The organism is Amycolatopsis sp. NPDC051045 (genome assembly GCF_040682955.1).
Classification (GTDB): domain Bacteria; phylum Actinomycetota; class Actinomycetes; order Mycobacteriales; family Pseudonocardiaceae; genus Amycolatopsis.
In genome coordinates this window covers 275,130-293,012 of sequence record NZ_JBFBCC010000002.1, presented here as the reverse complement: position 1 = coordinate 293,012, position 17,883 = coordinate 275,130, and the positions used below count along the sequence as shown (strand labels likewise).

At 71.0% G+C, this 17,883-nt stretch carries 19 protein-coding genes; 13 read left to right on the top strand and 6 right to left on the bottom strand.

Translation table 11 applies throughout. The features are described from left to right. Window positions 1-3 precede the first annotated feature (3 nt). The 4 genes from pqqC to pqqB are packed head-to-tail and all read left to right on the top strand — an operon-like array spanning window position 4 to window position 2,835. Complete coding sequence (pqqC, locus tag AB0M80_RS05445) at window positions 4-693, top strand: pyrroloquinoline-quinone synthase PqqC (protein WP_364559256.1); 690 nt, start codon at window positions 4-6, stop codon at window positions 691-693. Next, window positions 690-956: a pyrroloquinoline quinone biosynthesis peptide chaperone PqqD gene (pqqD, locus tag AB0M80_RS05440; RefSeq protein ID WP_364559253.1), complete on the top strand. Its 267-nt coding sequence runs from the start codon at window positions 690-692 to the stop codon at window positions 954-956. The genes pqqC and pqqD overlap by 4 nt, the downstream gene beginning before the upstream one ends. Continuing rightward, complete coding sequence (gene pqqE, locus AB0M80_RS05435) at window positions 947-2,011, top strand: pyrroloquinoline quinone biosynthesis protein PqqE (protein WP_364559250.1); 1,065 nt, start codon at window positions 947-949, stop codon at window positions 2,009-2,011. The genes pqqD and pqqE overlap by 10 nt, the downstream gene beginning before the upstream one ends. Beyond that, window positions 2,008-2,835 carry a pyrroloquinoline quinone biosynthesis protein PqqB gene (pqqB, locus tag AB0M80_RS05430; RefSeq protein WP_364559247.1) on the top strand — a complete coding sequence of 276 codons (828 nt, stop codon included), beginning with the start codon at window positions 2,008-2,010 and terminating at the stop codon, window positions 2,833-2,835. The genes pqqE and pqqB overlap by 4 nt, the downstream gene beginning before the upstream one ends. A gap of 181 nt (window positions 2,836-3,016) precedes the next feature. Here the strand turns inward: pqqB and AB0M80_RS05425 are convergent, their stop codons facing one another. Together AB0M80_RS05425 and AB0M80_RS05420 are read right to left on the bottom strand one after the other, a co-directional pair. Next, window positions 3,017-4,399 (bottom strand): amidase, encoded by a 1,383-nt coding sequence (locus AB0M80_RS05425; RefSeq protein WP_364559244.1) that lies wholly within the window; start codon window positions 4,397-4,399, stop codon window positions 3,017-3,019. Continuing rightward, complete coding sequence (locus tag AB0M80_RS05420; protein WP_364559241.1) at window positions 4,396-5,394, bottom strand: D-2-hydroxyacid dehydrogenase; 999 nt, start codon at window positions 5,392-5,394, stop codon at window positions 4,396-4,398. The genes AB0M80_RS05425 and AB0M80_RS05420 overlap by 4 nt, the downstream gene beginning before the upstream one ends. A gap of 101 nt (window positions 5,395-5,495) precedes the next feature. Between AB0M80_RS05420 and AB0M80_RS05415 the strand changes: the two genes are divergently transcribed. The 3 genes from AB0M80_RS05415 to AB0M80_RS05405 are packed head-to-tail and all read left to right on the top strand — an operon-like array spanning window position 5,496 to window position 7,764. Continuing rightward, complete coding sequence (locus AB0M80_RS05415; protein ID WP_364559239.1) at window positions 5,496-6,236, top strand: Asp/Glu/hydantoin racemase; 741 nt, start codon at window positions 5,496-5,498, stop codon at window positions 6,234-6,236. Window positions 6,237-6,296: 60 nt separating this feature from the next. Further along, window positions 6,297-7,043 (top strand): maleate cis-trans isomerase, encoded by a 747-nt coding sequence (locus AB0M80_RS05410; protein WP_364559237.1) that lies wholly within the window; start codon window positions 6,297-6,299, stop codon window positions 7,041-7,043. 1 nt (window position 7,044) lies between these two features. Then, window positions 7,045-7,764 carry a GntR family transcriptional regulator gene (locus tag AB0M80_RS05405; RefSeq protein WP_364559234.1) on the top strand — a complete coding sequence of 240 codons (720 nt, stop codon included), beginning with the start codon at window positions 7,045-7,047 and terminating at the stop codon, window positions 7,762-7,764. 136 nt (window positions 7,765-7,900) lie between these two features. Here AB0M80_RS05405 and AB0M80_RS05400 read toward each other — a convergent pair whose 3' ends face one another. Genes AB0M80_RS05400 through AB0M80_RS05390 form a run of 3 tightly spaced genes read right to left on the bottom strand, consistent with a single transcriptional unit; the run spans window position 7,901 to window position 10,944 of the window. Beyond that, the gene (locus AB0M80_RS05400) at window positions 7,901-8,365 is read right to left on the bottom strand and encodes a DUF4262 domain-containing protein (RefSeq protein ID WP_364559232.1); all 465 of its coding nucleotides are present in this window, start codon (window positions 8,363-8,365) and stop codon (window positions 7,901-7,903) included. A 60-nt stretch (window positions 8,366-8,425) separates the two neighbouring features. Beyond that, on the bottom strand, window positions 8,426-9,484 hold the full coding sequence (locus tag AB0M80_RS05395) for a tartrate dehydrogenase (protein WP_364559229.1): 1,059 nt from the start codon (window positions 9,482-9,484) through the stop codon (window positions 8,426-8,428). Further along, window positions 9,481-10,944, bottom strand: a complete 1,464-nt coding sequence (locus AB0M80_RS05390) for an NAD-dependent succinate-semialdehyde dehydrogenase (protein WP_364559227.1) — start codon at window positions 10,942-10,944, stop codon at window positions 9,481-9,483. The genes AB0M80_RS05395 and AB0M80_RS05390 overlap by 4 nt, the downstream gene beginning before the upstream one ends. 90 nt (window positions 10,945-11,034) lie before the next feature. Here AB0M80_RS05390 and AB0M80_RS05385 point away from each other — a divergent pair, with 90 nt between their 5' ends. Both AB0M80_RS05385 and AB0M80_RS05380 read left to right on the top strand, forming a co-directional pair. Beyond that, entirely contained in the window at window positions 11,035-12,291 is a 1,257-nt protein-coding gene (locus AB0M80_RS05385; protein WP_364559225.1) for an aminotransferase class III-fold pyridoxal phosphate-dependent enzyme, read from the top strand. A 2-nt stretch (window positions 12,292-12,293) separates the two neighbouring features. Beyond that, window positions 12,294-12,791 carry a DUF3830 family protein gene (locus AB0M80_RS05380; protein ID WP_364559222.1) on the top strand — a complete coding sequence of 166 codons (498 nt, stop codon included), beginning with the start codon at window positions 12,294-12,296 and terminating at the stop codon, window positions 12,789-12,791. 40 nt (window positions 12,792-12,831) lie between these two features. On the opposite strand, the gene AB0M80_RS05375 is transcribed toward AB0M80_RS05380, so the two are convergent. Continuing rightward, complete coding sequence (locus AB0M80_RS05375) at window positions 12,832-13,653, bottom strand: aldo/keto reductase (protein ID WP_364559219.1); 822 nt, start codon at window positions 13,651-13,653, stop codon at window positions 12,832-12,834. Window positions 13,654-13,875: 222 nt separating this feature from the next. Between AB0M80_RS05375 and AB0M80_RS05370 the strand changes: the two genes are divergently transcribed. The 4 genes from AB0M80_RS05370 (at window position 13,876) to AB0M80_RS05355 (ending at window position 17,867) form a co-directional block, all read left to right on the top strand. After that, window positions 13,876-14,247, top strand: coding sequence for a hypothetical protein (locus tag AB0M80_RS05370; RefSeq protein WP_364559217.1), 372 nt, complete (start codon window positions 13,876-13,878; stop codon window positions 14,245-14,247). 122 nt (window positions 14,248-14,369) lie between these two features. Then, a complete protein-coding gene (locus AB0M80_RS05365; RefSeq protein ID WP_364559214.1) occupies window positions 14,370-14,738 on the top strand; it encodes a roadblock/LC7 domain-containing protein in 369 nt (122 codons plus the stop codon). 107 nt (window positions 14,739-14,845) lie between these two features. After that, on the top strand, window positions 14,846-16,231 hold the full coding sequence (locus AB0M80_RS05360) for an FAD-binding oxidoreductase (protein ID WP_364559211.1): 1,386 nt from the start codon (window positions 14,846-14,848) through the stop codon (window positions 16,229-16,231). A gap of 73 nt (window positions 16,232-16,304) precedes the next feature. Beyond that, on the top strand, window positions 16,305-17,867 hold the full coding sequence (locus AB0M80_RS05355; RefSeq protein ID WP_364559208.1) for an acetolactate synthase large subunit: 1,563 nt from the start codon (window positions 16,305-16,307) through the stop codon (window positions 17,865-17,867). Window positions 17,868-17,883 lie beyond the last annotated feature (16 nt).

Below are 17,883 nucleotides of genomic sequence, written 5' to 3'. Positions count from 1 at the left end.
CGGATGCCGGTCGAGCCACTTTCGGAAAGCGCATTCATCGCCGAGCTGCGCGGTCTTTCCGGCCGGTACTGGGGCACGCACCCGTTCCACCACCGGCTCCACGCGGGCGAACTCGACGAGCGTGCCCTGCGGATCTGGGCGGCGAACCGCTGGTACTACCAGCGCGTGCTGCCGCAGAAGGACGCGGCGATCATCAGCAACTGCCCGCTGCCGGAGATCCGCCGCCAGTGGCTCGACCGGATCGTCTACCACGACGGGGTGAGCGCCGGCACCGGCGGGGCCGAACGCTGGCTGCGGCTGTGCACGGCCGTCGGGCTGGACCGGGACGAAGTTCTCGACGAGCGGCACGTCGCTCCCGGCGTCCGGTTCGCCGTGGACGCCTACGTGACCTTCGCGCGGACGAAGCCGTGGTGGGAGGCCGTCGCGTCGGGACTGACCGAGATGTTCTCCGGGCACCTGATGCAGCAACGCGTAGCGGACATGCTGGCCGGCTACTCGTGGATCGCCCGCGAAGACCTCGCCTACTTCACCAACCGGATCGACAAGGTCGCCGGCGAAGGCAAGGACACCCTCGACATCGTCGTCCGCCACTGCGTCACGCGCGAACAGCAGGACCGCGCGATCGCCGCGCTGGCGTTCAAGTGCGACGTGCTGTGGTCGATGCTCGACACGATCGAGCGGGCGGCCGCGTGATCACCGCCGAATCCGTTCCGCAGCTGCGCCGCGGCGTGCGGCTGACCTTCGACCACGTCCGGGAGACGCCCGTGCTGCTGTTCCCCGAAGGCGTCCTGGTGCCGAACGCCACCGCGGCCGCGGTGCTCGAACTCTGCGACGGCGCCCGGTCCGTCACCGAAATCACGACGGCGCTCGCGCAGCGCTACTCCGGCGTGGTCGCCCAGGACGTCCTGTCCGTGCTGGCCCGGCTGGGCGAACGGCGGGTCGTCGCATGGACGTGAGCCCGCCGCTCGGCCTGCTGGCCGAGCTGACCCACCGCTGCCCGCTCCACTGTCCTTATTGCTCCAACCCGGTCGAACTGACCACCCGGGACGCCGAACTGTCCACTGCGGACTGGGTCTCGGTGCTTTCGCAGGCCCGCGAACTGGGCGTGCTGCAGGTGCACCTGTCCGGCGGCGAGCCGCTGGCCAGGCCGGACCTGCCCGAGCTGGTCGCGCACGCGAGCGCGCTCGGCTGCTACGTCAACCTGGTGACCTCCGGGCTCGGCCTGACCGCGGACCGGCTGGCCGGCCTCGTCGAGCTTGGGCTGGCGCACGTGCAGCTGTCGGCGCAGGGCGCGACCCGGGAGCGGGCCGACCTGCTGGCCGGCGCGAAGGCACACGACCGGAAGCTCGCCGCGGCTGCCGCGGTGAAGGCGTCGGGGCTGCCGCTGTCGCTGAACGTGGTGCTGCACCGCCGCAACCACGACCAGCTGGCCGGGATCATCGAACTCGCCGAACGGATGGGCGCGGACCGGCTGGAGCTGGCGAACACCCAGTACTACGGCTGGGCGCTGCGCAACCGGGATGCCCTGATGCCGACGCCGGCGCAGCTCGCCGCCGCCGAGCCGGTGGTGCGCGCGGCTGTTGCTCGCTTGCGAGGCACGATGGAGATCGTCTACGTCGTCGCCGACTACCACGAGCCGTACCCGAAGCCGTGCATGTACGGCTGGGGTGCGCGGCAGCTGACCGTGGCGCCGGACGGGACCGTGCTGCCGTGCCCGGCGGCGTCGGCGATTTCGACGCTGCAGCTTTCCTCTGTGCGCGACACGCCCCTGGCCGAGATCTGGTACCGCTCCTCGTCCTTCAACGCCTACCGCGGTGAAGACTGGATGGCCGAGCCGTGCCGCACGTGCGACCGCCGCGGGCTCGACTTCGGCGGCTGCCGCTGCCAGGCGTTCCTGCTGACCGGCGACGCCGCGGCCACCGACCCGGTGTGCTCGCGGTCGCCGCAACGTCCGGTGGTCGACCTGGTGCTCGCCCGTCCTCCGGTCGCCGGCTTGGTCATGCGCCGGTGAGGGTGATCCTGCTCGGCACCGCCGCGGGCGGCGGCTGTCCACAGTGGAATTGCGCGTGCCGCCTGTGCACGGCGGGGTTGCCACCGCGCAGCCAGGACTGCGTCGCGGTCAGTGCGGACGGCGCCGGTTGGTACCTGCTCAACTGCTCGCCGGACATCCGGTCGCAGATCCTCGGGACGCCGGCGTTGCGGGCCGGGCCGGGGCCGCGTGAAATCCCGCTGCGCGGAGTGCTGCTCACCGACGGCGAGCTCGATCATTCGCTGGGTTTGCTGATGTTGCGCGAGGCGGGCGGGCTCCCGGTGTGGGCTCCGGAGGCGGTACTGGACGGGCTGTCTCCCTTCCGGGCCATCGTCGACGGCTACGGCGGCTGGAGCTGGTCGTCCGATGTGGACATCCCCGCGTTGCGGGTCGACGTGCTGCCGGTGAGCGACAAGCGACCGAAGTACGTCCCGGCCGGTTCCGGCGGACCTCGGGTGGTCGCCTACCGGATTTCGGACCCCGCAACCGGCGGCGTGCTGGTGTACGCGCCGTGCCTGAAGAGCTGGCCACCGGGCTTCGACGCGTTCGTGGCCGGCGCGGACCTCGTGCTGCTGGACGGAACGTTCTACGCGGCGGACGAGATGAGCGGCGTCGGCGGACCGGACCAGCTCGCGATGGGGCACCTGCCGATCACCGCGAGCCTGGCCCGCATCGCGGGGCGCCGCTGGGCGTTCACGCACCTCAACAACACGAACCCGGTGCTCGACCCGGCATCGGCCGAGCACGCCGCCGTGCTGGCCGCCGGTGCTTCACTGCCGGAGGATGGCACGACCTACGTGCTTTAGGTCAGCGTGTCCTCTGGGGCTTCGCCTCCGCTGCTCAGCGGAGGCGACGGTCGCGGGGATCGCCCCGTCCACGGCGAGTTCCCACCTGCGCCGCCTGGCCGAGGGAGCCTGATCCAGGTGACCGCCGCGGGCCGGCGGCGCCTCCACCGGCTCGCCGGCCCGGGGTTTCGTCCTCAGGTGGTCAGGCGGACGCCCAGGGCCGCACCTCCTCCAGCAGCTTCGCCACGGCCAGCACGAGGTCGTCCGAGTGCCGTGGTCCGACGATCTGCAGGCCGACCGGAAGCCCCGTCGTGGTGCGGCCGGCCGGCACGCTGATCGCCGGCTGCTGGGTCATGTTGAACGGGTACGTGAACGGCGTCCACTCCGGCCACTCGCTCAGCCCGCTGCCCGGCGGCACGTCGTGCCCGGCCTCGAACGCCGCGATCGGGACGGTCGGGGTGATCAGCACGTCGTAGCGCGTGTGGAACTCGCCCATCCGGATGCCCAGCGCGGCGCGCTCGGCGGTCGCGTCGAGGTAGTCGCTCGCCGTCCGCTTCCGGCCGAGTTCCCAGACCTTGCGCAGGCCCGGGTCGGTCCGCGCCTCGGAACCCGGCGGGAACGTGTCCAGCAGCTTCGCCGCCCCCGAGGACCACAGGATGTCGAACGCCGGCTTCGGGTCGGCGAACCCGGGGTCGGTCTCCTCGATGTGCAGGCCGGCGTCGCCGAGCGCGCGCACCGCCGCCGCGACGATCGCCGCCACCTCCGGGTCCACGTCGACGTAGCCGAGCGTCGGCGAGAACGCGGCGATCAGGCCGCGCACGTCCCGCCGGACCGCCTCGCGGAACGACGCCACCGGCGGCGCCAGCGCAGCCGGATCGCGGTGATCCGGCAGCGACAGGACGTCCAGCAGCAGCGCGGTGTCGTCCACCGACCGCGCCATCGGGCCGGCGTGCGAGAGCGGGCCGAACGGGCTCGCCGGGTACAGCGGGATCCGGCCGTGGGTCGGTTTCAGCCCGACGACGCCGCAGAACGACGCCGGGATCCGCACCGAGCCACCGCCGTCGGTGCCGACCGACAGCTCGCCCATGCCGGCCGCGACGGCCGCGGCGCTGCCGCCGCTCGACCCGCCCGCCGTCTTCGACGGGTCCGCCGGGTTGCGCGTGATGCCGCACAACGGGCTGTCGGTGACGCCCTTCCACGCGATCTCCGGCGTCGTCGTCTTGCCCAGCAGCACCAGGCCGGCCTCGCGCATCCGCGCGGCGACCGGGCTGTCGACGTCCCACGGCTGATCCGGGTCGATGCTCTTCGAGCCCCGCACGGTCGGCCAGCCCTGGGTGAGGAACATGTCCTTGATCGACGCGGGCACGCCGTCGAGCCAGCCGATCGGGTTCCCGTCCCGCCAGCGGATCTCGGACGCCTTGGCCTGCTCCAGCGCCCGATCGGCGTCGACGAGGCAGTAGGCGTTGCACTCGCCGTCCCGCGCTTCGATGGCTTGCAGCGCGTTCTGCGTCGCCTCGATCGGTGAAAGCTCACCGGTCGCGTAGGCGGCGACGAGTTCGCTGGCGGTCAGCATCCTGTCGTTCATCCGGCTCCCTGGTTCCCCGACGGCACGTAGCCGAGCGTCTTGTCGACGACATTGCGCAGCGGCTCCCCAGCGCGCCAGCGGCGGAAGTTTTCGGTGAACACCTCGACCAGCGTGTTCCGCCAGCCGACGAAGTCCCCCGACATGTGCGGCGAGATCAGCACGTCCGGCAGCGTCCACAGCGGGCTTTCAGCCGGCAGCGGCTCGGTGTCGAAGACGTCGAGCGCGGCCCCGGCGATGGACCGGTTCTGCAGCGCGGCGACCAGGTCCGACGTCACCACCAGCTCGCCCCGGCCCACGTTGACGAACCGCGCCGACGGCTTCATCGCGGCGAACGCGCGCGCGTCGAACATGCCCTTGGTGTGTTCGGTCAGCGGCGCGACGGCGACCACGTAGTCGGCGTGCGGCAGGAACTCCGTCAGCCGCGCGGACTCGTGCACGACGCCGAAGTCCGGGTCCCCGATGCGCTCCCGGCGGCCGGCGCCGCTCACCCGCATCCCGGCCGCGCGCAGCAGCCGCGCGATGGCCCGGCCGATCGGCCCGGTACCGACGACCACCACTTCGCGCCCGGCGATCCGCTCGGTCTCGCGGTGCAGCCAGCGGCCCTCGCGCTGCAGGTCGTGCGAGTGCGCGAAGTCCTTCGCGAAGGCGAGCACAACGCCCAGCACGTACTCCGCGATGGCGTCGTCGAAGACGCCCCGCGAGTTCGTCAATACCACGTCGCTCTCGCGCAGCCCGGGGAACAGCACCGGGTCGACCCCCGCGCTGGCGATGTGCAGCCAGCGCAGCCGGTCGGCCGCGTGCCACGCGCCCGGCACCGCCGTGGAGAGGAAGTCGTAGACGAAGAGGGCGTCCGCTCCGGACAACGCTTCGGCGAGGCCCGCCGCGTCCGTGTAACGCACGACCGCCCCGGATTCGACAGCACGCATGTCCGGTGGGCGGGACTCGCCGCAGAGCACGGCCAGGACGGGAGCTTCCCGGGGTTCCGAGGCGATCACGTTGACACGGTAAAAGTGACTCGTATGATTGTCAACAATCCGAGGAACGACCCCCGGAGCACCGGACGTGTCAAGCACGGACGTATTCCGGAGGCTGAACCTTGGATTTCGACTTCCTGACGTTCGACGGCCCGCTGGCGCAACGCGGCATCGGCGTCATCGCCCCGTTCGACCTCGCGCTGGAACGCGAGCTCTGGCGCTGGGTGCCGATGGAGGTGTCCCTCCACCTCGCCCGCACGCCGTACGAGCCGGTGCCGGTCAGCATGGAGATGGCCCGCCTGGTCAGCGACAGCCACCACCTGGCCGGTGCCACCCGCGACGTGCTGCACGTCGAGCCCGAGGTCGTCGCCTACCTCTGCACGTCGGGCAGCTTCGTCAACGGCGTCGACTACGAGCGCTCGCTGACCAAGGCGATCTGCGACGCCGGCGCGCCGGACGCCGTCACCACCTCGGGCGCGCTGGCCGAAGTGCTGCACCAGCTCGACCTCCACCGCGTCTCGGTGCTCACGCCGTACGACGCCGACCTGACCCGCGCCTTGCACGACTTCCTCGCCGAACTGGACGTCGAGACCGTGGCCAGCGACCACCTCGGGCTGGGCGGCGGCATCTGGAAGGTCAGCTACCGGACCATCGCCGAGCGCATCCTCGCCGCCGACCACGGCGACGCCGAAGCGATCTTCGTCAGCTGCACCAACCTCCCCACCTACGACCTGATCGAACCCCTGGAAGCCGCGCTCGGCAAGCCGGTGCTCACCGCCAACCAGCTGACCATGTGGGCGTGCCTGCGCCGGATGAACCTCCCCATCGTCGGACCCGGAAGGTGGCTTCGTGACGTGTCGTGACGGTTTTCCTTGACCTCCCCTCTAGGATTGTCGACAATTTGCGTCCCCTCCGGAGGTTCCGTGACCACCATCGGTTTCATCTACCCCGACCACGCGGCCGAAGACGACTACCCGCTGGCCGAGCAGCTGCTCGGCGGCGCGGCCGTCGACGAGGGCGACATCCGGCTGGCGGTCGAGCACATCTACGGCACCGACAAGCACGCGGTCGCCGAACTGCTGGACCTCGGTAGCGAGGCCCGGCTCGCCGACGGTGCCGCCCTCCTCGGGAAGCACGAGCCCGCCGCGGTCGTCTGGGCGTGCACCAGCGGCAGCTTCGTCTACGGCTGGGACGGTGCCCGCGACCAGGCCGACCGCCTCGCCGCCGTCGCCGGGGTCCCGGCCTCCAGCACCTCCTTCGCGTTCGTGCACGCCGCGCGGGCGCTGGACGTCCGGCGGGTCGCCGTCGCCGCCAGCTACCCGGACGACATCGCCCGGCTGTTCGTGGACTTCCTCAAAGCCGGCGGCATCGAGGTCGTCTCGATGACCAGCGCCGACATCGTCACCGCCGCCGAGGTCGGCGCGATGAGCCCGGAGGCCGTCGTCGAGCTCGCCGTGAGCCACGACCACCCGGACGCCGAAGCGGTGCTCGTGCCGGACACCGCCATGCGCACCCTCGCCGAGATCAACGCCGTCGAGGCCGCGCTGGGCAAGCCCGTGCTGACCGCCAACCAGGTCACGGTCTGGGAGGGCCTGCGCCTGACCGGGGAGCACCGGCTCGTCCGCTCGCTCGGCGCGCTCTTCCGGCATCTGCCCAGTGGGAGCGCCTGACATGGCCCTGCCACCGGGCATGCTGCCCGAGATCGAACCGGTCAGCCGCGAGTCGACGGCCGCCGTCATCGCGCGCCAGCTGCGTGACGCGATCATGACCGGCGCCCTCCCGCCAGGGACCCAGCTCGGCGAGACCGAACTGGCCGCGCGGTTCCAGGTGTCACGGGGGCCGCTCCGGGAAGCCATGCAGCACCTGGTGTCCGAAGGGCTGCTGCGCAGCGAACGGCACCGCGGCCTGTTCGTGATCGACCTCGAGCCGGGCGACGTCTACGACATCTACGCCGCCCGCTCCGCGATCGAGCGCGCCGCCATGCTGCGCGCCTTGCGCGGCGGGGACCGCGACCGGATCGCGGACCTGCTCGAACGGACCGTCGCCGAGATGGCCACCGCGGCGAGCGAAGACGACCCGAGCGCACTCTCCACGGCGGACCTGAAGTTCCACGAGGCGCTCATCAACGCCTCCGGCAGCAAGCGGCTCGTGCGGATGGCCCGGACCTTGCTCATCGAGACGCGGATGTGCCTGACCGCGCTGCAAAGCACGTACCAGCGGGTCGAAGAGCGCGTGGACGAACACACGAAGCTCATCCAGGCGCTGCGCGAAGGCGACGAAGAGACGGCGCTGACGCTGCTCGAGGCCCACATGGAGGACGCCGTGCAGCGGCTCGCGCCGGGCACCAGCCTGAAGGACGGGCACGCCCCGCCGGTGCCGGGAAACGTGTGACCGGACCGCCGACACGCGTGATTGAAGGCGAGACCCGCGTGACTGGAGGCGGAACTCGCGTGATTCACGGCGGAACTCGCGTGATTCGAGGCGGAACTCGCGTGGTGGCCTGGGGGACGGGAGGTGGGGGCGGGGGTTAGGGGGCATGGCGGGCTCCTAGGACCGGCTGGCCGGCTTGGCCGTCGCGAAAGTCGGGGGACCACGGGAAGCGGCCGCGGGAGTCCGCGTGGACCAGTTGCAGCGCACGGATTTCCGGGCCGTACAGCGCGGTCGCGAACAGCAGGTGCGCCGACGGCTCCGTGAGCGCGACGACCTCGATCAGCAGGCCGTCCCGCAGCGGGATGCGTTCACCCGCCGAAGGCGGGGAGCCGTGCAGGGAGTGGGCCGCCAGGTCGTTGAGCAAGCCGGCCGCCGCGAACACCGGCAGGCCGGTCACCACCAGCTCCGGCAGGCCGTACCCGGTCAGGCCGATCGTGTAGGCCCACGGCGGGTACGGCCCGGCTCCGCCCACTCCCTGCACGAGCCAGCCCCGGTCGGCCACGCCTTCGCGCAACCGCTCCAGGTATCCGGGTCTGTCCGGGTCTTCGCACTGCCGGCACATCGGTTTCTCCTCCCCCTCGGTGGGCTCGGGACCACCGTGCCGGAGGGCACCGACAAAAACTCAGCCCAGCGCTTCGGCCACCGCCGTGCCGAGCCGTTCTGTGGTATCCGCGCCGCCGAGGTCGGGCGTGCGCACGCGGCCCTCGTCGAGCACCCGGTCCACCGCGGTGCGGATCGCTTGCGCGGCAACGGTTTCGCCCAGGTGTTCGACCAGCATCGCGGCCGCCAGGATCTGCGCCACGGGGTTGGCGATCCCTTGTCCGGCGATGTCCGGAGCGCTCCCGTGGACCGCCTCGAACATCGACGGATGTTCACCCGATGGGTTGATGTTGCCGGACGGCGCCATGCCGAGGCCACCGGTGATCGCGGCCGCGAGGTCGCTGAGGATGTCGCCGAAGAGGTTCGACCCCACGATGACGTCGAGCCGGTCCGGCGCCTGGACCATGCGCGCCGCCAGGGCGTCCACGTGCATCTGTTCACTGTGGACGTCGGGGTACTCCGCCGCGACCTCGGCGAAGATCTCGTCCCAGAAGGGCATCGAGTGGATGAGCCCGTTGGACTTCGTGGCCGAGCACACGCGCGAAGACCGCGTCCGCGCCAGTTCGAACGCGTACCGGATGATCCGCGTGACGCCGACGCGCGTGAAAACCGACTCCTGCAGCACGAACTCGTCGGGCCGGCCGGCGTTGTGCCGCCCGCCGATCGCCGAGTACTCCCCTTCGGAGTTCTCCCGGACGATGACCAGCTCGAGCTCTTCGGCCTTCCGCCCGGCCAGCACGGACGTCGTGCCCGGCAGCAGCCGCACCGGGCGCAGGTTGACGTACTGCTGGAACGCCCGCCGCAGCGGGATCAGCAGGCCCCACAGGGAAACGTGGTCCGGGACGCCGGGGAAGCCGACCGCGCCGAGCAGGATCCCGTCGAACGCCGAGAGCTGCTCGACGCCGTCGTCCGGCATCATCGAGCCGAGCCGGGCGTACCGCTCGCAGCTCCAGTCGAACTCCGTCCACTCCAACGAAAAGCCGAAAAGGGCGGAAGCCCGGTCGAGGACCTTGCGGGCCTCGACCGTGACGTCCACGCCGATCCCGTCGCCGGGGATGCTCGCCAGGCGGTAGGCCGTCACAGGGCCACCGCGATGTACTTGGTCTCGAGGAACTCGTCGATGCCGACCGAGCCGCCCTCGCGGCCGAGCCCGGACTGCTTGATCCCGCCGAACGGCGCCGCCGGGTTCGACACGATGCCCTGGTTGAGCCCGATCATGCCGGCCTCCAGGGCCTCGGAGACGCGCAGCGCGCGCTTGAGGTCGCTGGTGAAGACGTAGGAAACGAGCCCGAACTCGGTGTCGTTCGCCTTCGCCACCGCCTCTTCCTCGGTGTCGAACGGCGTGATCGGGGCGACCGGCCCGAAGATCTCCTCGTGCGTCAGCCGCGCCTCCTGGGGGACGTCGGTGAGCACGGTGGCCTGGTAGAAGTGCCCGGGCCCGTCGACGCCGGACCCGCCGGTGAGCACCTTCGCGCCGCGGTCGGTGGCGTCCTTGACCAGCTCCGTCACCTTCTCGACGGCCTTCTCGTCGATCAGCGGGCCGACCACGACGTCCTTCTCGGTGCCGCGGCCCATCGGCAGCGCCCGCATCCGCTCGGTCAGCCGCCGCGCGAACTCTTCGACCACGCCGCGCTGCACGTAGAACCGGTTGGCCGCGGTGCACGCCTCGCCGATGTTGCGCATCTTCGCCTGCATCGCGCCCTCGACGGCCGCGTCCATGTCGGCGTCGTCGAAGACCAGGAACGGCGCGTTGCCGCCCAGTTCCATCGACGTGCGGAGGATCTTGTCGGCGCACTGTTCGAGCAGCTTGCGGCCGACCCCGGTCGAGCCGGTGAAGGAGAGCTTGCGGGCGCGGCCGTCGCGGATCAGCGGCTCCATCACGCCACCGGAGTCGCTGGTCGTGACGACGTTGAGCACGCCTTCCGGCAGTCCCGCCTCGGCGAGGATGCCGGCCAGCGCGAGCATCGACAACGGTGTCTGGGCGGCGGGCTTGAGCACCGACGTGCAGCCCGCGGCGATCGCCGGGCCGATCTTGCGCGTGCCCATCGCCATCGGGAAGTTCCACGGCGTGATCAGCAGCGTCGGCCCGACCGGCTGCTTCGTGATCAGGAACCGGCCCGAGCCGTTCGGGGCGGTGGCGTAGCCGCCGTCGATGCGGACCGCCTCCTCGGCGAACCAGCGGAAGAACTCGGCGGCGTAGGCGATCTCGCCCTTCGACTCGGCGAGCGGCTTGCCCATTTCCAGGGTCATGAGCAGCGCCAGCTCGTCCTGACGCTTCATCAGCAGCTCGTACGCCCGGCGCAGGATTTCGCCGCGCTCACGGGGCGCCATCTTCGCGAAATCGGCCTGAGCAGCGACGGCTGCGTCCAGCGCCGCGACGCCGTCCGCCGGCGACGCGTCGGCGACGTGGCACAGCTCCTTGCCGGTGGCCGGGTCGACCACCGGGAACGTCTTCCCGGACTCGGCGGCCACCCACTTGCCGCCGATGAACAGTTCCTTGCCGACCGCCTCGACGACGCCGGACTCGGTGCTCGCGCTCATCCCGACTGCTCCTCACGTGTTGTCCCGAGGGCCATGCTATGGATATTGTCAACAATCGACAACCAGACCGGACCGACCGAGGAGCACGCTGTGGCCCAGCTCTCTCCGCTGCTCAAGCAGGCAACGCCCGTCGTGGTCGACCACGGTGAAGGGGTTTACCTCTACGACGTCGAGGGCAAACGCCACCTCGACTTCACCGCCGGCATCGGCGTCACGAGCACCGGGCACTGCCACCCCCACGTGGTGCGGGCCGCGCAGGAGCAGATCGGCAAGCTCGTCCACGGGCAGTACACGACGGTGTTGCACCAGCCCCTGATCGAGCTGACGGAACGGCTGGGCGACGTCCTGCCGAGCGGGCTCGACTCGATCTTCTACGCGAACTCGGGCAGCGAAGCCGTCGAAGCGGCGTTGCGGCTCTCGCGGCAGGCGACCAAGCGGCCGAACGTCATCGTCTTCCAGGGTGGCTTCCACGGCCGGACGCTGGCGGCCGCGAGCATGACGACGTCCGGGACGCGGTTCAGCGCCGGCATCGGCCCCCTGATGGCCGGCGTGCACGTCGCGCCGTTCCCCTACGCCTACCACTACGGCTGGGACGAGCAGACGGCCACGAAGTTCGCGCTGCGCGAGCTGGACTACCTGTTCCAGACGGTCTGCGCGCCGAACGAGACCGCCGCGTTCTTCGTCGAACCCGTGCTCGGCGAAGGCGGGTACGTCCCGGCGAACACCGAATTCATGGCCGGGCTGCGCGAGCGCGCCGACCGGCACGGCATCCTGCTCGTCGTCGACGAGATCCAGACCGGCTTCGGCCGCACCGGGAAGTTCTGGGGCCACGACCACTTCGACGTCTCGCCGGACATCGTCCTCATCGCGAAGGGCCTGGCGAGCGGCTTCCCGCTGTCCGGCATCGCCGCTTCGCAGGAACTGATGGCGAAGGCGTTCCCGGGTTCGCAGGGCGGCACTTACGGCGGCAACGCCGTTTCGTGCGCGGCCGCGATCGCGACGCTCGAGGTCATCCAGCAGGAGAACCTGGTGGAGAACGCCGCCGAGCGCGGCCGCCAGCTGCTCGAAGGCGCGCGGGTGATCGCGGACAAGACGCCGTCGATCGGCGAGGTGCGCGGGCTCGGGCTGCTGGTCGGTTCGGAGTTCACCACCGCCGGCGGCGAACCGGACACGGCCACCGCGCAGGCCGCGCAGCAGGCGGCGGCGAAGAGCGGCCTGCTGCTGCTCACCTGCGGGCCGTACATGAACGTCGTCCGCATGGTGCCGCCGCCGGTCGTCACCGCCGAGCAGGTCGACGACGCGCTGCGCACCTGGGGAGACGTCGTCGCTTCGGTCACGGGGAGCTGAGCATGGCCCGGTACATCACGATCACCCTCGACAAGCGCGGGGTCTCCTGCCGGGCCCGGCTGCTGGACGACGAGGCTCCCCGCACCTGCAAGGCGGTCTGGGACGCGTTGCCGCAGAGCGGTTCCGCCTACCACGCGAAGTACGCGCGCAACGAGGTCTACACGCTGGTGCCGCCGTTCGCGGAGCCCAAGCCGGGGCGGGAGAACCCGACCATCACGCCGATCCCGGGCGACGTCGTCTACTTCGGGTTCGAGGCCTGGGAGATCGGCAACCCGGCGTACGGCTACGACGAGGACAGCGAGGCCCACAGCGACCAGGGCGCGACCGACCTGGCGATCTTCTACGGGCGCAACAACCTGCTGATCAACGGCGACGCGGGCTGGGTACCCGGCAACGTGTTCGCCACGATCGAGGAGGGCCTGGCGGACATGGCGGCGGCCGCGCAGGACCTGTGGCTGCGGGGCGTCGAGGGCGAGACGCTTTCGTTCGCGCGAGCCTGATCTCTGCGCCCGGCCGCGCTTCCCGCGCGGCCGGGCCGGTTCACCGCAGTGCGGTCAGCCGCTCGAATTCGTCGTCGGACAACGCGATCCGCGCGGCGGCGCAGTTTTCCTCCAGGTGCGCGATCGACGACGTCCCCGGAATCGGGATCACGACCGGCGAGCGGCGCAACAGCCAGGCGAGGGACACCTGAGCGGGTGTCGCGCCGAGCCCGGCCGCGACCTTGCCGAGCACCCCGCCCGCCGTCGCGTGGTCACCCCGGGCGATCGGCAGCCACGGGACGAACGCGATTCCCTCGCGTTCGCAATGGGCGAGCACGTCGTCGGACGCGCGATCGGTCAGGTTGAAGCGGTTCTGCACGCTCGCGATCGGGGCGATGGCCCGTGCCTCGGCCAGCTGCGCGACGCCGACCTCGGACAACCCGATCCGGGCGACCTTGCCCTCGTCCCGCAGCCGGGCGAGCGCGCCGATCTGGTCGGCGAGCGGCACCTGCGGGTCGATCCGGTGCAGTTGCAGCAGGTCGAGGCGGTCGACGCGCAGGCGCCGCAACGAGAGTTCCGCCTGCTGCCGGAGGTATTCGGGCCGGCCGAGCGGCACCCACTCGCCGCGGCTCGGGCGCGCGTGCCCGCACTTCGTCGCGACGAGCAGCCCCGGGTACGGGTGGAGTGCGTCGGCGAGCAGTTCTTCGTTCAGGCCCAGGTCGTAGGCGTCGGCGGTGTCGAAGAACGTCACGCCGAGTTCGGCCGCGCGGCGCGCGACCGCCTTGGCGCCGTCTTTCACGTGGTCCCATTCCGTGAGCCGCATGGCGCCGAAACCCAGGCGGTGCACGGAAAGGCCGTCTTCGAAGGAGTACGTCGAGGTCATGCCGGAAGCTTCGCCGCCGTCGCCGTCACCCACCAGGGATTTAGCCTGAGCTAAATCCGTGAGCGACCACTCTCGGTGACCCACTCGTCTTTGGTAGCGCGAACAGACCAGTTCGATTACGCCGTTCGGGGATATGCGGGCGTATCCGTCAACCCTAAGGTGATCAATCTGACGACTGGGGTCCGTGCGTCGACCGTGGGCGACGAGGAGAAGGCGAGCCACATGAACATCGAAACGGCGTTGAAGGAAGCCCTTTCCATCTCCGGCGCGGTAGGCGCCGCTCTCGTCGATTACGAAAGCGGGATGGCGCTCGGGACGCTGGGCGGTGGCGATTGGCTGGACCTGGACACCGCGGCCGCCGGCAACACCGAAGTCGTCCGGTCCAAGCTCCGGGTGATCTCCGCGCTCCGGCTCGACGACGAGATCGAGGACATCCTCATCACCCTGGGCCGCCAGTACCACCTGATCCGCCTGCTGAAGCCGGCCAAGAGCCACTCGGCGCTGTTCCTGTACCTCGTCCTGGACCGGGAACGGGCCAACCTCGCGCTGGCGCGGCACTACCTCAAGAACATCGAAGCCGAACTGGTGGTGTGACCGGGATGCCGGCCGAAGTACCCGGAAGCCCGGCACCGCTGCCCACGCGCCAGCAGGGTGCGGCCCACAGTTTCCCGCCTCCGCAAGGGATCCGGGGAGCCGGACCGTCCCACCCCGACGCCGTGGCCGCGGCCAAGGCGCTGCAGGAGATCCGCGACGAGGTCGACCGGGTCAACATCACCGGGCTCCTGCTGGCCAGCCGGGACGGCCTGCTCCTGTGCAGCGACACCCAGGAGATCGAAGACGACAGCGTCGCGGCCATGGCCGCCGCCTCCGTCGGTCTCGCCACGAGGTTCGTCGGGCAAGCCGGCCTCGGCGAGACCCGGGGAGCGATGTTCCAGGGCTCTCTCGGCCACGTCTGCGTCTTCCCCGTGCAGGGGTCCATCCTGCTGGTCGTGTTCGCCCGACCGGACACGACCATGGGCCTGTTCAACGTCGTCGCCCGGCACGCACTGACGCTGCTCCAGGAGGCCCTGACCTCGGCGGACTGACGCCGAACCTCCTCCGCCGAAAAACGTGAAAAACCTTCATGGCGACGTACCGGCGGTACGTACTACGCTGCGGTAACCACAGCGACGGCGCGGAGGAGAGACTGCCGATGGGTGACGTGGCAGCACGGCTGGCCGAGATCGTCGGGGACAAGAACCTGCTCACGGGCGAGGCGATCCCGGAGGACTACGCGCACGACGAAGCACTGACGGCGGAACCGCAGAAGCCTGCGTACGTCGTGAAGCCGGCAACGGCCGAAGAAGTCGCGGAGCTGCTGAAAGCCGCTTCGGAGTACCACGTCCCCGTGACCGCCCGCGGATCCGGCAGCGGGCTTTCCGGGGCGGCCCGGCCGCAGGAAGACGGGCTGCTGATCTCCTTCGAGCGGATGAACGCCGTCCTGGAAGTCGACACCGGCAACCACGTCGCCGTCGTCCAGCCCGGCGTGACCCTCGCCGAGCTCGACGCCAAGACCGCCGAAGCCGGGCTCGGCTACACCGTCTACCCCGGTGAACTCAGCGCGAGCGTCGGCGGGAACGTCGGGACCAACGCCGGCGGGATGCGTGCCGTCAAGTACGGCGTCACCCGCAACAACGTGCTCGGCCTGCAGGCCGTGCTGCCGACCGGCGAGATCATCCGGACCGGCGGCAAGACCTCGAAGATCTCCACCGGCTACGACCTCACCCAGCTGATCGTCGGCTCCGAGGGCACCCTCGCGCTGGCCACCGAAATCACCGTCAAGCTGCACCCGCGGCTGGCCCACGGCGCCACCGTGCTCGCCCCCTTCGGCGACTTCGGCCAGGTGATGGCCGCCGTGCCGGCGATCCTCTCCAGCGGGCTCGGGCCGCACATCCTCGAGTACATCGACAACCTGACGATGGCGGCGATCGTCTACAACGAGAAGCTCGAGCTGGGCGTCCCGGACAAGATCCGCGAGACCAGCGAGGCGTACCTCGTGGTGGCGCTGGAGAACCGCGAGACCGGACGCCTCGAGGAGGACGTCGAAACCATCGGCGAGCTGCTCGGCGAGCTGGGCGCCACCGACGTCTACGTCCTCGAAGGCAACGCCGCCCGCAAGCTCATCGAAGCCCGCGAGAAGGCCTTCTGGACCGCGAAGGCGGCCGGCGCCGACGACGTGATCGACGTCGTCGTGCCGCGGACCGCGATGCCGCAGTTCATCGCCAAGGCACGGGAGCTGGCGATGGCCGCGGGCGGTGGCGCGCTCGGCTGCGGGCACGCCGGTGACGGCAACGTCCACCTCGCGATCTTCTGCAAGGACGCGGCCAAGCGGAAGCAGCTGCTCACCGGCATCTTCGCCTACGCCATGGAACTCGGCGGCGCGATCTCCGGCGAGCACGGCCTCGGCCGCACCAAGGCCACCTACCACCAGGAACTCGAAGACCCGGCGAAGATCGAGCTGATGCGCCGGATCAAGCAGAGCTTCGACCCCGCCGGGATCCTCAACCCCGGCGTTCTCTTCCCCGAAGGAACCGCATGAGTGAGCTTGCGAACGAATCATTCAACACAGCGTTTGCCGCTCAGGCCGCGCCGAGCGTCAGCGAGGTGGGCGCATGAGTGAGCTGAACGGCGCCCAGTCCCTGATCCGCACGCTGGTCGACGCCGGCGTCGAGGTGTGTTTCGCCAACCCCGGCACGTCGGAGATGCACTTCGTCGCCGCGCTGGACACCGTGCCCGAGATGCGGGGCGTGCTCGCGCTGTTCGAAGGCGTGGTCACCGGCGCGGCCGACGGGTACGCGCGGATCGCGGACAAGCCCGCCGCGACGCTGCTGCACCTCGGCCCCGGCCTGGGCAACGGCCTGGCGAACCTGCACAACGCGCGCCGCGCGCACACGCCGATCGTCAACGTCGTCGGCGACCACGCGACCTACCACAAGCAGTACGACGCGCCGCTGGAGTCGGACATCGAGGCCGTCGCGGGCTCGCTGGAAGGCTGGGTGCGCCGCTCGGAGCACACCAAGGACGTCGGTGCGGACGCCGCCGCCGCGGTCGCCGCCGCGCAGGACGCGCCCGGCCGCGTCGCCACGCTGATCCTGCCCGCCGACGCTTCGTGGGGCGAAGGCGGCGAGCCCTGCGCGCCGATCCCGCCGCGCGTCCCGCAGGCCGTGGACGCCACGACCGTCAAGGACGTCGCCGACGTGCTCGGCGCCGGGGAACCGGTGGCGCTGCTCGTCGGCGGGAGCGCGTGCCGCGAAGAAGGCCTGCGCGCTGCGAGCCGGATCGCCGCCGCGACCGGCGCGAAGGTGTTCGTCGAGACCTTCCCGGCGCGGCTGGAGCGCGGTGCGGGGCTGCCGGGCATCGAGCGGCTCGGCTACCTCGCCGAGCAGGTCGCCTACCAGCTCGACGGCATCAAGCACGTCGTCATCGCGGGGACGAAGGCGCCAGTGTCGTTCTTCGCCTATCCGGGCAAGCCGAGCGACCTGGTGCCCGAAGGCGCCCAGGTGCACACGCTCGCGGCGGTCGGGCAGGACGTCACGCGGGCGCTGAACGAGGTCGCCGACCTGGTCGCCGCGGACACCGAACCCGTGCTGGCGCAGGCGTCCCGGCCGGCGCTGCCCAGCGGGCCGCTGACGCCGCAGAACTGGGTCGACGTCATCGGCGCGCTGCTGCCGGAGAACGCGATCATCGCCGACGAGGCCAACACGTCCGGCCTGCTGCTGCCGGCGGCGACGGCCGGCGCCCCGCGCCACGACGTGCTGACGCTGACCGGCGGCGCGATCGGCTACGGCATGCCGGTGGCGACCGGGGCGGCCGTCGCGGCGCCGGACCGGCCGGTGCTGAACCTGCAGTCCGACGGCAGCGCGCTGTACACGATCTCGGCGCTGTGGACGCAGGCGCGGGAAAACCTGAACGTCACGACGGTGCTGCTCAACAACCGCGCGTACGCGATCCTGCGCCTGGAGCTGCAGCGCGTCGGCGCGGCCTCGGGCGGCCCGAAGGCGAACGACCTGCTCGACCTTTCGCGGCCGGACATGGACTTCGTGAAGATCGCGGAGGGCATGGGCGTGCCCGCGACCCGCGCGACCACCGCCGAGGAACTCGCCGAGCAGCTGCAGCGGGCCTTCGCCGAACCCGGCCCGCACCTCATCGACGCGGCGGTGCCGCCGCTGCTGTAAACCGGACTATCCTCGC

Bases quoted from the DNA above. Each gene is read 5' to 3' on its own strand.
- AB0M80_RS05370 (WP_364559217.1), top strand. From the start codon at position 13,876: ATGAACATCGAAACGGCGTTGAAGGAAGCCCTTTCCATCTCCGGCGCG.
- pqqE (WP_364559250.1), top strand. From the start codon at position 947: ATGGACGTGAGCCCGCCGCTCGGCCTGCTGGCCGAGCTGACCCACCGC.
- AB0M80_RS05400 (WP_364559232.1), bottom strand. From the start codon at position 8,365: ATGTGCCGGCAGTGCGAAGACCCGGACAGACCCGGATACCTGGAGCGG.
- AB0M80_RS05405 (WP_364559234.1), top strand. From the start codon at position 7,045: ATGGCCCTGCCACCGGGCATGCTGCCCGAGATCGAACCGGTCAGCCGC.
- AB0M80_RS05380 (WP_364559222.1), top strand. From the start codon at position 12,294: ATGGCCCGGTACATCACGATCACCCTCGACAAGCGCGGGGTCTCCTGC.
- AB0M80_RS05390 (WP_364559227.1), bottom strand. From the start codon at position 10,944: ATGAGCGCGAGCACCGAGTCCGGCGTCGTCGAGGCGGTCGGCAAGGAA.
- pqqC (WP_364559256.1), top strand. From the start codon at position 4: ATGCCGGTCGAGCCACTTTCGGAAAGCGCATTCATCGCCGAGCTGCGC.
- AB0M80_RS05360 (WP_364559211.1), top strand. From the start codon at position 14,846: ATGGGTGACGTGGCAGCACGGCTGGCCGAGATCGTCGGGGACAAGAAC.
- AB0M80_RS05425 (WP_364559244.1), bottom strand. From the start codon at position 4,399: ATGAACGACAGGATGCTGACCGCCAGCGAACTCGTCGCCGCCTACGCG.
- AB0M80_RS05375 (WP_364559219.1), bottom strand. From the start codon at position 13,653: ATGACCTCGACGTACTCCTTCGAAGACGGCCTTTCCGTGCACCGCCTG.
- AB0M80_RS05355 (WP_364559208.1), top strand. From the start codon at position 16,305: ATGAGTGAGCTGAACGGCGCCCAGTCCCTGATCCGCACGCTGGTCGAC.